The sequence below is a fragment of the Massilia sp. P2_C2 genome, from assembly GCF_056404615.1.
Window position 1 is genome coordinate 1 of sequence record NZ_JBFUDR010000157.1, and the last position, 13950, is coordinate 13950.

Consider the following 13950-nt stretch of genomic DNA (forward strand, 5'->3'; position numbering starts at 1 on the left):
GCTATGCGCCGGCTATGCGCCGGCCACCATCGACGCATGGCTGGGCGGCATCCACGCGGACGACCGCCCGCGCGTCGTCGCGGCATGGCAGGCCGCCTTCGCCGGCGGCGCCGACTACCGGATGCAGTACCGCTTCCAGGGCGCCGACGGCACGACGCGCTGGATCGCCTCCAGCGCGCGGGTGCTGCGCGACGCCGACGGCCGGCCGGCCACGGTGATCGGCACCGCGCGCGAGATCACCACCGACATCCAGGTGCGCGAAAACCTGGAGCGCAAGACCGAACAGCTGGAAAAGGCCGACCGCCAGAAGAGCGAATTCCTGTCCATCCTCGCCCACGAGCTGCGCAATCCGCTGGGCGCCGCCCGCTATGCCATCGCCCTGCTGCGCCAGGCACCCGGCAACCCGGCGGTCCTTGCGCGTTCGACCGATGTGCTCGACCGCCAGGTCGGCCACATGGYGCGGATGCTGGACGACCTGCTCGACCTCTCCCGCATCGCGCACGAACGCATCGAACTCGAACGCCGGCACCTCGACGTGCGCCACGTCGTCGAACTCGCGTTCGAAAATGCCCAGAGTGCGTTCGAGGGCAAGGGCCACGACGTGCGGCTGGCGCCGCCCGGCGATCCCGTGCTGGTCCTCGGCGACGAAGTCCGGCTGACGCAGGTGCTGGCGAACCTGCTGGGCAACGCGGCCAAGTTCACGAACGCGGGAGGCCACATCGAAGCGCGCGTGGAACAGGCCGGTGGCGAGGCCGTGATCGACGTCGTCGACGACGGCATCGGCATCGCGCCGGAGCGCCTGGACGACGTGTTCGAGATGTTCGCGCAGACCGAGAACAAAGCCCACGGCGGCACGCCCGGCCTGGGCATCGGCCTGGCCGTCGTGCGCTCGCTCGTCGGGCTGCACGGCGGCACGGTGCGGGCGCACAGCGCCGGCCCGGGCCAGGGCACGCGGGTGCGGGTGACCTTGCCGCTGGCCGAACCCGGGCCTGACGCCTTGCCTGCCGCGGACACGGCCGCAGTGGAATCCGTCGGCGCACCCGGCCTCGCCGTGCTGCTCGCGGACGACAACGTCGACGCGGCCGAGCTACTGGCGACGATCCTGCGGGCCGAGGGCCACGCCGTCGACGTGGCGTACGACGGCCTCGCCGCGATCGAACGCGCCGGCGCGGCGCCACCGCAGGCCATGGTGCTGGACATCGGCATGCCCGGCGCCAACGGCTACGAAGTCGCGCGCTGGGTGCGCGAACAGCCCTGGGGCGCCGGCGTGCTGCTCGTCGCCGTGACCGGCTGGGGCCACGTCCACGACGGCGACCGGCCGCAGCGTGCCGGGTTCGACGTGCGGTTGGTGAAGCCCATCGTCATCGAACAGTTGCTGGCTGCGCTGCGCGGGCACCGCGCCCTTTAATCAGTTGGCCGAGCACGGCTACGTCGCCCGAGGCGACCTGATTTCACGTGTCCAACGTGAGAAAGCGTAAATCCTCTACCCCTTGATACTGCGAACAAGTACCGAAGCCAGAAACCGTAACCGACTGCGCATTCGCTTTTGCGAATAAAACCAGGGCGAGTGTATTTCGTCCAGCCATAGTGGCGGTGTCGACGACGTAGTTGTAAGTGTCGTTGGTAAAGCAACCAGGAACATCGACGGACGTCCCCTGAATTTTTATGAACACGAGCGAGCCAAACAAGGGACCTTGTGCAACTTTCGTGATAGTGCCTTGAAAGGTACAAGGGCTACCTCGATGCGCAGGCGATAATGTTTCGCGCTCGTTGACGTGTCAAAATGGATACAGATGCTTACAGATTGATGGACTGCGGAAATTGCAGTCCAGCTACAATATACGTATCCATCTACTTGAGGAGCTTTGGATGATCCACCCATTGAAAAAACTGTTCGTCCACGCGACGATCACCGCGTTCGTGTTTGTCGGCTTCACCCAATCGGTGCAGGCCGCCATCGTCAGCACCGATCAGGTGGTTACGGCTGCAGCCGCCGAGCAAAATCGCGCGAAGGTAGCGGCAACGTTCGAACGCGCCGACGTACAGGCCGAACTGCAGAAAATGGGCGTCAGCACCGATGAAGCACGCGCCCGCGTTGCGGCAATGTCCGACGCCGAGGCCGCATCGGTCGCGAACAAGATCGATTCTCTGCCAGCCGGCGGCGACGGCATCGTCGGCGCGATCGTATTCCTTTTCGTGCTGCTGCTGGTGACGGACATCCTCGGTCTGACCAAGGTATTCCCATTCACCAGGTCGATGCATCGTTAATCCGGGACGATGATGCGCTCCCGGTTCTCCTGGTTGCCAGGGCTTGTCCTGACGCTGGTTCTGCTGACCGGGTGCGCGACACAAACCAGGGCGCTACTGTCCGCTCCGCATGCGGCGCTGCAGCGCCAGGTAGAATTAAGGAACACCCCTTTCATTGCGCAAGAGCGCTACCAGTGCGGACCTGCTGCGCTGGCCATGTCGCTGCGCGCGGCCGGGTTTGCCGTCGATGCCGATGCGCTGGTGCCGCAAGTCTACCTTCCGCAACGGCAGGGCAGCCTGCAAGTGGAAATGCTGGCTGCGGCGCGCCGCAACGGCGCCCTCAGCATGACGATTCCCCCTCGGCTTGACGCCTTGCTCACAGAACTTGCGGCCGGCAACCCGGTTCTGGTTCTGCAAAATCTCAGCCTGCCGATCAAGCCGATGTGGCACTACGCCGTGGCGATCGGCTACGACCTTGATCGCGGCGACATCATCCTGCGTTCCGGCCTCACCGAACGGATGGTGATGCCCATGTCCACCTTCGAACACACATGGGGCCGCAGCGGCTTTTGGGGCATGGTGACGCTGCCGCCCGGCCGCTTGCCGGCGACGGCAGTGGAAGCGGTGGCGGTCGATGCCGTGGTCGCTTTTGAAAAGAACAGCCCGCCCGCCGCCGCCCGTCAAACCTATGCACTTGCGGTACGGCGCTGGCCGGACAACCTGGCGCTGGAACTGGGGCTTGGAAACACGGCCTACGCCGCGGGCGACCGGGCAGCCGCCGCCGCGGCGTTTCAGCGGGCCAGCGAATTGCACCCCGACAGCGGGGCGGCTTTCAATAACCTCGCTGTGGCACTGTTGGACCTCGGCCAATTGCAGGATGCCCGCGCTGCGGCCGAAAGAGCCCTGGCCCTGGGTGGCCCATGGCGCAAGGCGGCACTTGATACGCTGGCGTCCATCGAGATTGCAGAGAAAAACCGTAGGCCCTGATTCGGTCGACGCGGCAGCGATAGACTGGCCGAACCAGCCGGAATGCTCCTGCCGCACCAAAACCGGGCGAATTGACGCGCATCTGGCTGGCACGCTTCTTGATTCGTCTATCCGTGTCGACACTCACGGAAGGCGGCCATGACAGACTTTTTCAACGAGATGACGGTCGGCGACTCCGGCGCCGTGCGCGAACACTACCGCGCATTCGACGCCTGGCTGCAGCGCCAGCCGCCCGAGCGGATCGAGCGCAAGCGCGCCGAGGCGGACCTCACGTTCCGCCGCGTCGGCATCACGTTCGCCGTCTATGGCGACGGCGCCGGCACGGAGCGCCTGATCCCGTTCGACACCATCCCGCGCATCATTCCGGCGCACGAATGGACGGCGCTGCAGGCCGGCCTCGTGCAGCGCGTGCAGGCGCTGAACATGTTCGTGCACGACATCTACCACGAACAGAACATCGTCCGCGCCGGCATCATCCCCGCGCAGCAGATCTACCAGAACGCCCAGTACCGCCCGGAGATGCAGGGCATCAGCGTGGCATCCGACATCTACGCGCACATCGCGGGCGTGGACATCGTCCGCGCCGGCAAGGGCGAGTTCTACGTCCTGGAAGACAATCTGCGGGTGCCGTCGGGCGTGTCGTACATGCTGGAAGACCGCAAGATGATGATGCGGCTGTTCCCCGAACTGTTCGCGCGCCACCGGATCGCGCCGGTCGAGCATTATCCCGACATGCTGCTGGAGAACCTGCGCTCGGTCGCGCCGACCGGCGTGCTGGATCCGACCATCGTCGTGATGACGCCGGGGATGTACAACTCCGCCTATTTCGAGCATGCGTTCCTCGCCCAGCAGATGGGCGTCGAACTGGTCGAGGGCAAGGACCTGTTCGTGGACGCGAACGCCGTCTACATGCGCACCATCCGCGGCCCGCGCCGCGTGGACGTGATCTACCGCCGGCTGGACGACGACTTCCTCGATCCCCTCGCCTTCCGCGCCGATTCGACGCTCGGCGTGCCCGGCCTCCTCTCAGTCTACCGCGCGGGCCGCGTGACGCTGGCGAATGCGATCGGCACCGGCGTCGCCGACGACAAGTCGATCTACCCGTACGTGCCGGACATGATCCGCTTCTACCTGGCGCAGGAACCGCTGCTGAACAACGTGCCCACGTGGCAGTGCCGGCGGCCGGAAGATCTGGCGTACACGCTGGATCACCTCGACCAGCTGGTGGTGAAGGAAGTGCACGGCGCCGGCGGCTACGGCATGCTGATCGGTCCCGCCTCGACGCGAGCGCAGATCGAGGACTTCCGCCGCCGCCTCATTGCGCGGCCGGATGGCTATATCGCGCAGCCCACGCTGGCCCTGTCGGCCTGCCCGACCTATGTCGAGAGCGGCATCGCGCCGCGCCACATCGACTTGCGGCCGTTCGTCCTGTCCGGCAAGACGGTGTCGATGGTGCCGGGGGGCCTCACGCGCGTCGCGCTGCAGGAAGGATCGCTGGTGGTGAACTCGTCGCAGGGCGGCGGCACCAAGGACACCTGGATACTGGAGGAATGATGCTGAGCCGCACCGCAGACCACTTGTACTGGATGGCGCGCTACACCGAGCGCGCCGAAAACACGGCGCGCATGCTCGACGTGGCCGTGCAGACGTCGATGCTGCCGCAGTCGGCACAGGACACCGAGCAGGCCTGGCGCGCCATCCTGGGCATCTCCGAGCTGCAGGACGCCTTCGACGCCCGCTACGCCGTGCTCGACGAAAGGAGCGTCATCGCGTTCATGGTGGGCGACCCCGCGAACCCGTCGTCGATCGTGTCGTGCCTCACGGCCGCGCGCGAGAACGCGCGCGCCGTGCGCGGCGTGCTCACGACCGAGGTCTGGGAAACGCAGAACGCGACGTGGATCGAGCTGCGCGACCGCCTGCGCCAGGGACTCGACGGCGTGGACCCCGGCGAATTCTTCGACTGGGTCAAGCACCGCTGCCACCTCGCGCGCGGCGTCACGCTCGGCACCATGCTGGACGACGAGGCGCTCGTCTTCATTCGCCTCGGCACCTTCCTGGAGCGCGCGGACAACACGGCGCGCCTGCTGGACGTGAAGTACCACGAGGCCGGCGCCGCCGCCACGCACGACGTGCTCACCCAGCGCGAGTTCTATTACTGGGCGGCGCTGCTGCGCTCCGTGGCCGGCTTCGAGATCTACCGCAAGGTCTACCGCGACTCCGTGACCCCATCGCGCGTGGCCGAACTCCTGATGCTGCGCGCCGACATGCCGCGCTCCCTGCTCGCCTGCATGGAACAGGTGCTCGCAAACCTGAAGGCCGTGCGCAACGGCGTCTCGGCCGGCACGGAGCGCCTGGCCGGCAAGATGCACGCGGACCTGCAGTTCGCGCGCATCGAGGACGTGCTGGCGGCCGGCATGGACGCGACGCTCGGCCGCTTCATGGAAAACATCTACGCGCTGGGCAATGGCATCAGCCGCGATTTCCTCGTTCCGCTGGGAGCCTGACATGCAACTGTCCATCCGCCACGAAACCCTGTATCGCTATACCCAATCGCAGGCCTACAGCATCGAGCAACTGCACCTGACGCCGCGCGCCGAACCGCAGCAGCAGGTGCTGTCGTGGCAGATCGCCACGCCCGGCCATTGCGCGGCCTATGTCGACGCCTATGGCAACGCCTCGCACATGCTCACGCTGAATGCGCCGCACGACGCCGTGCGCATCCTCGTCGAAGGCGTCATCGCCACGACGCCACTGCCCGGCGGCCGCCTGCAGGCGCACGACAGCCTGCCGCCGCTGATCTTCACGGTCCCGACCCGGCTGACGCAGCCCACGTCCATGCTGGCCGAAGTGGCCGCCGCCTGCCTGCCCGCCGCCCGCGCCGGCACGGACGACCTGCTGCGGCTCTCGGCGCATATCCGCACCACGGTCGCGTACCAGGCCGGCGCGACGCACGTCGCCAGCACGGCGGCCGAGGCGATGGTACTGGGCGCCGGCGTGTGCCAGGACCATGCCCACATCTTCCTTGCCTGCTGCCATGCGCGCGGCGTGCCGGCGCGCTACGTGTCGGGCTATATCGACCCGGGATCGACCGGCCACGCGGCCAGCCACGCCTGGGTAGACGCCTGGGCCGAGGACGACGACTTTACCGGCTGGATCAGCATCGACGTCACGCACGGCCGCCTGATGGACGAGGGCTACTGCCGCCTCGCGATCGGCCGCGACTACGAATCGGCGGCGCCGGTGCGCGGCATGCGGCGCGGCGGCGGCGACGAGACGATGCGCGTCGAGGCCCGGATCGTGCCCGTGCAGTGAGTGCCCATGCAATGAGCGGGGCGGCGTGTAGAATGCACCCTTTGCGTACTGACGGCGGAACGATTCGATGACATATTGTGTGGGCATGCGCCTCGATGCGGGCCTGGTGTTCCTGGCGGATTCGCGCACCAATGCGGGCGTCGACCAGGTCGGCACCTTCCGCAAACTGAGCGTGTTCGAGAACCCGGGCGAGCGCATGATGGTCATGATGACCTCGGGGAATCTGTCGATCTCGCAGGCGGTGCGCCAGATCGTGGCCAGCCACGTGGACGCCGACGGCACGACGATCTGGAAYGCGCCCGACATGTACGCGGCCGCGCGCATCGTCGGCGCGGCCGTGCGCACCGTGCACCGCCAGGAAGCGGCGCAGCTGGCGGAGCACGGCGTCGACTTCAACATCGGCATCGTGTTCGGCGGGCAGATCCGGGGCGAGCGTTGCCGCCTGTTCTACGTCTACTCGGCCGGCAACTTCATCGAGTCGCACGACGAGAACCCGTACTTCCAGATCGGCGAGGCCAAGTACGGCAAGCCGATCATCGACCGCGTGGTCACGCCGCGCACGTCGCTGGACGATGCCGCCAAGTGCGCGCTGGTCTCGATGGACTCCACGCTGCGCTCGAATATCTCGGTCGGCCTGCCGCTCGACCTGCTCGTGTACGAGGACGGCAGCCTGGCCGTCACCCGCTTCGTCACCATCGACGAGCACAACGACTACTTCAAGATGCTGCGCACCACGTGGGGCCAGAAGCTGAAGGCCGCGTTCGAGGGCATCGCACCGCCTGTCTGGGATATGGCTTCCGGCACGGCGGACAAGGCGGTGAACCTGCACAGCAGCCCCGTGCGCATGGCGCTGCCCCCTGACCTCGTGGCGGGCGAGCCGGGCCCGCCKCTGCAATCGGTGGCGGATCAACCCGCCCCGGCGGGCCAACACTGATCCGCCCCGCAGGATCCGTTCAATGTGCGGGCCCGGCAGCCCGTTGCAAGATTGCGATGACTTTTTCCTGGCCGCCGATATCGAGTTCGATATCGGTCATGTCGGTTAGTTGCGAAATTTATCCGCTAGCGTTACGAATCCGGTGCCTCCGACCGCACGTCCGAAGAAAATCGTCGAAATAACAAAGACTTGCGAAAACCGGGCGCAACCACGTCCCACGCCGCCTCCGCGCCTGTGCGCTTTTGACAATGCCGCCCGCCATGGCCTACATTGCCGGATCACAGAAAAAAAATACTCGACTACACATGCCCCAGCCCCTCACCCGCCGGCCGCGTCTCGCCGCCGCACTCGCCCTGTTGACCGCCATCGCCAGTCTCGGCGGCCCCGCCTGCGCCCAACAGGAAGCGCGTCCCGCCACCGGCCTGTCGACCATGACCTGGACGCCGGACAATGGCAACGGCACCTTCACGAATCCGCTGTTCTACGACGAGTTCTCGGATCCCGACCTGATCCGCGTGGGCGACTGGTTCTACCTGACCGGCACGACGATGCACGCGATGCCCGGCCTGCCCGTGCTGCGCTCGCGCGACCTTGTGAACTGGGAATTCCTCGGCTATGCCGTCGACAGGCTGGACTTCGGGCCCGCCTACCGCCTCGAAGACGGCAAGGAGGTCTACGGCCAGGGCATCTGGGCGCCGAGCCTGCGCTACCGGAACGGCACGTTCTACATCTTCAGCAATGTGAACGGCCGCGCCACGCAGATCTTCACGGCCACCGATCCGCGCGGGCCGTGGACGCGGCGCGAGATGAAGCGCAGCCTGCACGACCTGTCGGTGCTGTTCGACGACGACGGCAAGGCCTGGGTCGTGTGGGACCACCAGCGCATGCGCATCGCCCAGCTGACGGACGACCTGACCGACATCGTGCCGGACACCGAGAAGGTCTTGTTCGCGCAGGACGCCGGCATGGGCGAAGGGGCGCACCTCTACAAGATAGCCGGCAAGTACTACATTCTCTCCGCCAACTACGCGGGCGGCTTCCGCATGCCGGCCGCGCGCGCGGACAAGGTGGACGGTCCGTACGAAGTGAACCAGGCGATCAGCCGCGACGAGGACTTCGGCATGGCCCAGGGCTATCGCCTGAAGGACAACCGGACGCTGGGCACCGGGATCGTCCCGCCCGATCCGTCCGCGCGCAACGCGAACTCGCTGCACCAGGGCGGCATCGTGCTCACGCCGGCCGGCGAATGGTGGGGCTTCTCGATGCAGGACTTCAATTCGGTCGGCCGCCTGCTGAGTCTTTCCCCGATCACGTGGAAGGACGGCTGGCCGTACTTCGGCCTGCCCGGCAACCTGGGCCGCAATCCGCGCACGTGGGTCAAGCCGAAGACGGCCGCCCCCTCCCCGGTGACGGTTCCGTACACGCGCAGCGATGATTTTTCCGGTGCGGCGCTCAAGCCGGTATGGCAATGGAACCACGTGCCCGTCGACGGCCAGTGGTCGCTGACGGAGCGGCCCGGTTTCCTCCGCCTGCACGCACTGCCGGCCACGTCGTTCTGGCAGGCCCGCAACAGCCTGACGCAGCGCGCGATCGGCCCGCGCTCCTCGCCCACCGTGACGCTCGATGTGGCCGGCCTCGCCGCCGGCGACGTCGCCGGCCTCGCCCTGCTGAACCTCCCGTACGCCACGCTGGGCGTGGAAAAGACGCCCGCCGGACTGCAGGTCGCGCTGTACGACCAGGCGCGCGACCGCACCGCGCGCGTGCCGCTGCCGTCCGGCACCACGCGCGTCATGCTGCGCGCCGACTGCGACTTCCTCACGGAGCAGGCGCGCTTTTCCTGGTCGGTGGACGGCAAGGAATTCACGCCGATCGGCGCCCCGTTCACGATGGTGTTCCAGCTGAAGACGTTCCAGGGCGTGCGCTATGCGCTGTTCAACTACAACCAGGACGGCAAGCCGGGCGGCCATGCGGACTTCGACAGCATCGACGTCTACCAGCCGGATCCGCACGGCCTGATGCGCGCGATCCCGGTCGGCCGGCGCATCCGGCTGGCCGGGTGGAAGACGGGTGCCGCGTTTGCGCCGGGCGGCGGCGCGGCAGCGCCGTTTGCCGTCAAGGACATGGGACTGGGACGCGTGGCGCTGAAGTCCGGCGCGGCGTGGGTGAGYGTCGATGCCGGCGGCGGCGTCGCCCTGCGCAACGGGCAACCGGGGCTGGCCGAGAGCTTCCAGTGGATCGAGACGCCGACGGGGGAACTCGTGCTGATGTCGCTGCGCACGAACCGCTTCCTGCGCGTCGATCCGGCCACGCATGCGATCCGCGCCGACAGCCCGGGACCGGTGCCGGACGGTAGCGACGGCGTACGCTTGACCTGGTCCGCGGACCGGTAGGGTGGACGGCTCCGCCGTCCACGGGTCAGCACCGCCCGCATTCCGTCGACGTCCAGGCAGGTCGAACGCGTGGACGTGCTTACCAGATGTTCGTGATATAGATAAAAAAGGGGCGGCCGTGTGCGCGGCCGCCCCGAAAACACCGGACCGGCGGCAGCCGGGCCGGGGAGACGCGAACGTCAGAACGCCGTGCGCAACGACATGGTGTAGCTGCGGCCCGGCGCGTTCTCGTCGAAGATCGCGTTGGTGAACTGCGTGTAGTTCTGGCTCTTCGCGTTGTTCACGTTCCAGACGCTCAGCGTCAGGTCCGTGTTGTAGCGGAAGCCGAACAGTTTTTGCAGGTTCAGGCCGGCGGACATGTCCACCTGCGAGCGCGAGGTCGAGTACGCATACATGCCCGCGCCCAGTCCCGTGCCGGTATTGCTGATCAGGCTGGACGTGTACTGGCGCGACACGCGCAGGTTCAGGCCATTGCGCTCGTAGTAGACCGTCAGGTTGTTGGTGCGCGGCGGCACGCCGGCGACCGGCGGCGCGTTCTTCACTTCATCCGTCTGCTTCGTGTACGTGTAGTTCCCCGTGAAGCCGAAGCCCTTGACCGGCAACATGTCCAGCGGCTGCTGCCACGTGAATTCCAGGCCGCGTACCTTCAGCTTGGTGTCGATGTTGTACGGTTCGCTGATGATCACGTGCTTCTGTTCGCGTCCACCCGCGGCATCCACCGCGGCCTGCTGCGCACTCGTCAGTCCCACCGTGCCGTAGATCTGGTCCAGCTGCGCCAGGGTGTAGTCGACGTAGCGCACGCCCGGACGGCTGACGATGTCCTTGGCGAAGCCCGACAGCGCCACGTAGCCCTCGCGGCTGAAATACCATTCCAGGCCCAGGTCGAGATTGTTGGCCTTGAAGGGTTTCAGGTTCGGGTTCGAGATGCTGCCCTGGTTCACACCCTGGTCGCCGATGAACAACTGGGTCTGGTGCAGGTCGGCCGGGTTGGCGCGGGTCAGCGACTTGGACCCGGAGACGCGCGCGATCAGGTCGTGCAGGATGTTGTACGACAGGTTGAACGACGGCAGGATGTTGTGGTACTTCGTCGTCTCGTACGCCCACGTCTGCTGGTTCAGGTAGCGGCCGCCGTTGCCCAGGTTCTGGGCGGCGTTGCGCGGATCGGCCACGCTTTGCGGTGCGCCGATCGTCTGCTCGGTCTCGGCATAGCGCACGCCGGCGTTGTAGCGCAGCGTGCGGCCAAACACGGGCACCTTGCCGTTCGTCTCGACATAGAACGCCTTGACCTTTTCGCGCAGGTAGCCGCCGCCGGTGGTCGGCACGTCCGTGATGTGGTCGCGGAAGTACTGGTAGTTCGTGTCCTTCGCAAACCTGTCCCAGTCGATCGTGATGAAGCCGTGGTCGCTCGCGTGCACGTACTTGGCCAGGTCGGCGTTGGTCACGGCCGAACCCAGGTAGACGAGCTGGTTCGTCGCGCCGGCCGTCGCCCCCGTGCCATAGCCCGGATACGCGGTCGATGCGACGGGACCCGGCTGGGAGCGGCCGTCGCACGTTCCCTGCAGCGCGGTGTTCGGCGCGAAGAACGGGTAGCTGACGTTGTTCCCGCAGGTGAGGTTCATCCACGCGTCGGCGTTGTTGTAGTCCGTGTAACGGCGCGTGATGTCGTCGAACGAACCGCCGACCTTGATCGCGAACGCATCGTCGCCCCAGTTGGCGTTCAGGCGCGTGCCCCTGGTCGTATTGCGGCGCTGGTACAGGTCCGTGCGCAGGCCGGACAGGCCCTGCCCGGCCTGGTACCAGCCGAATGCGCTGGGGTCGTTGATGTCGACGTTGCTCGTCATGACCGGGGTCTTGCCGGGCTGCGTATTGTTGTAGTTGATGACGGTGGACGCCGATTGCGTCGCCACCAGCACGGACGGCATGTCGCGGTAGAACTCGCTGTCCGTGTAGTTGAAGTGGCCGTCGATCGTCAGTCTGTCGGTCGGGCGGTATTCGAAGCCCGGGTTGATGCTGCGGAAGTGCGTGTTCTCCTTCATCGGCCGGAATTCGAGGCCCCAGAACGTGTTCGCGAGCGTCGCCTTCGTGATCGTGCAATAGCTGGAGCAGTCGCTGCGGTCGAATTCCATGCCGATCGGGATCGGCGTGTTGGCGCGCATGCCCGCCGCCATGTCTTCCTGCATCATCTTGTTGCCCTTCTGGGCGAACAGCGTGTCGAGGTAGATCTCCCACTGGTCGTTCGGTTGCCACTGGAAGCTGAGCACTTCGCCGCGGCGCCGGCGCTCGCCGGAATAGACCAGGTAACGCGGCAGGCGGCCCATCAGGCCGTTGTCGATCTGCTGGATCGTCGCGCCGGGGTTCAGCCCCAGCAGCATGGCGCGGTCGATCGGGGCGCCCGGCGTCAGCAGGGATTGCGCGTAAGCGGGCAGCGCGCTCAACGGCATGCCGGCCGGCACCGTGGCCGGGCTGTTGAAATAGTCGCCCGGCAGCGATGCCGGATCCGACGCATTGCGCTGGTTCGCGTTCAGGCGGAAGGTGCGCATGTCGACGGTCTGGAACACGTCCGTGTGGTATTTCGTATTTCCCCAGGCGAAGCCGGCCAGCGCGCCCACCTTGCCGAACCGGGTATCCCATGTATTGCTGACGAGGCCCGACCCGGTATTGCCCCACTTGCCGTCCTTGTCGCGGTAATTGCCGCTGGCCGTGAAGGCCGAGCGGAACCCGGCCTTGTCGAACGGACGCACGCTGCGCATGTTGACGGTGCCGGCCACGCCGCCTTCGCTGATGTCCGCCTGCTGGCTCTTGTACACGGTCGCGCTGCGGAACAGTTCGGACGGCAGGAAATCCATGTCCACTTCGCGGTTCGCGCTGATGTTGCCGCCCCAGCTGCCGGCCGACGCCGACGCCATCGGCGCCCCATTCAGCAGTACGCGCGTGAATGCCGGTCCCATGCCGCGGATCGAAATGTTCATGCCTTCGCCGTCGATGGCGGCACGCGTGACCGTCACGCCCGGCACGCGCGACAGCGCGTCCGCGATGTTCGGGTCGGGGAATTTGCCCATGTCTTCCGAGAACACGGTGTCGGTGAGGCCGTTGTTCTCTCGCTTTTCGTTGGCCGACAGCGCCAGCGAGCTGCGGTAGCCCGTGACGGTGACGGTGGGTCCGGGTGCCGGTGGTGCGGCCGATGTGGCGGTCTCCTGCGCCCATGCGCTGGACACGAGTCCGGCCAGGATGGTCATTGCGTAAATCTCGCGGCAATAGGGTGCCCTGCGCCGTGCGGCGCGATTCCAGTGTTGCTTCATGTGCTCCTCTCGTTGTTATTCTCGGGGCCTGGTTGGCCTCTTACGAACCCTGCGCGTACTGTGCGCCAGGGCGGTGCGCCGGTCGGCCGGCGGTGCGCTGTCGTGAGCTGCTCCTCCTTGTCTGCAGGTGATCGAATACTGTCCCAGTGTCGCCTAACATGGATGTCGAGCGCTAACATTTGTACATATGGGACAACCCTTGTCCGGGCCGTGGGTCAAACTTACCCGTAACGGGTCGACTTGCTCCGTGCAAACGGCCTTTCAAGTACGACGTCTGACAAGGATGTAACATACTTGAGTAAATATCATTGGACCAATAAATTGTTTATCGACATTGATACCGGAAACGATATTGCTTCATGCACGGGGAATCCGAGCGCCGCGCGTCGTTGCTTATCGCTACCACAAAATCGATGTTAGACATGTTATGCGATAACATCAAGTAGGACATCATACGTCTTGCACGACACCGCGCGAACCGGAGGGGCCGCGATGCCGCGCTGTCCGGCGCGGGCGAACCCGGCATTTCATGTCCGACTGTGTCAAGACCCGCCGCCGACACAATCCCCGGGTTTCCCGACATGCAACGGACAAGCCCCGGACACACCCGGGTGAAATCATGACGTTCATCGACGAATCGCGTCGACGCCATCGAAAGAGAGACCGACATGAAGACCACCCACACCGCCCTCGCCGCCGCGCTGGCCCTGACCCTGTGCGCCGGCGCCCATGCCGCCGACGACAGGAAGCCGACCGAGAAATGCTTTGGCGTGGCCAAGGC

9 protein-coding genes are annotated in these 13950 nt (G+C 66.2%); 8 read left to right on the plus strand and 1 reads right to left on the minus strand.

The window, feature by feature from the left end; genetic code table 11:
* The 8 genes from AC1DYX_RS18080 to AC1DYX_RS18115 all read left to right on the plus strand — a co-directional run.
* On the plus strand, window positions 1-1408 hold a 1408-nt coding region (locus tag AC1DYX_RS18080), incomplete at its 5' end, for a hybrid sensor histidine kinase/response regulator (protein WP_477261275.1).
* Between the two features lie 461 nt (window positions 1409-1869).
* The gene (locus AC1DYX_RS18085) at window positions 1870-2268 is read left to right on the plus strand and encodes a PA2779 family protein (protein WP_477261277.1); all 399 of its coding nucleotides are present in this window, start codon (window positions 1870-1872) and stop codon (window positions 2266-2268) included.
* Between the two features lie 12 nt (window positions 2269-2280).
* Window positions 2281-3234, plus strand: a complete 954-nt coding sequence (locus AC1DYX_RS18090; RefSeq protein WP_477261289.1) for a PA2778 family cysteine peptidase — start codon at window positions 2281-2283, stop codon at window positions 3232-3234.
* A gap of 138 nt (window positions 3235-3372) precedes the next feature.
* Window positions 3373-4788, plus strand: a complete 1416-nt coding sequence (locus AC1DYX_RS18095) for a circularly permuted type 2 ATP-grasp protein (protein WP_477261279.1) — start codon at window positions 3373-3375, stop codon at window positions 4786-4788.
* Complete coding sequence (locus AC1DYX_RS18100) at window positions 4788-5738, plus strand: alpha-E domain-containing protein (RefSeq protein ID WP_477261291.1); 951 nt, start codon at window positions 4788-4790, stop codon at window positions 5736-5738. The genes AC1DYX_RS18095 and AC1DYX_RS18100 overlap by 1 nt, the downstream gene beginning before the upstream one ends.
* Before the next feature lies 1 nt (window position 5739).
* A complete protein-coding gene (locus tag AC1DYX_RS18105) occupies window positions 5740-6546 on the plus strand; it encodes a transglutaminase family protein (protein WP_477261281.1) in 807 nt (268 codons plus the stop codon).
* Between the two features lie 67 nt (window positions 6547-6613).
* Window positions 6614-7480 (plus strand): proteasome-type protease, encoded by an 867-nt coding sequence (locus AC1DYX_RS18110; protein ID WP_477261283.1) that lies wholly within the window; start codon window positions 6614-6616, stop codon window positions 7478-7480.
* Window positions 7481-7785: 305 nt separating this feature from the next.
* Entirely contained in the window at window positions 7786-9870 is a 2085-nt protein-coding gene (locus tag AC1DYX_RS18115) for a family 43 glycosylhydrolase (RefSeq protein WP_477261285.1), read from the plus strand.
* Window positions 9871-10049: 179 nt separating this feature from the next.
* Here the strand turns inward: AC1DYX_RS18115 and AC1DYX_RS18120 are convergent, their stop codons facing one another.
* On the minus strand, window positions 10050-13106 hold the full coding sequence (locus AC1DYX_RS18120; RefSeq protein WP_477261287.1) for a TonB-dependent receptor: 3057 nt from the start codon (window positions 13104-13106) through the stop codon (window positions 10050-10052).
* Window positions 13107-13950 lie beyond the last annotated feature (844 nt).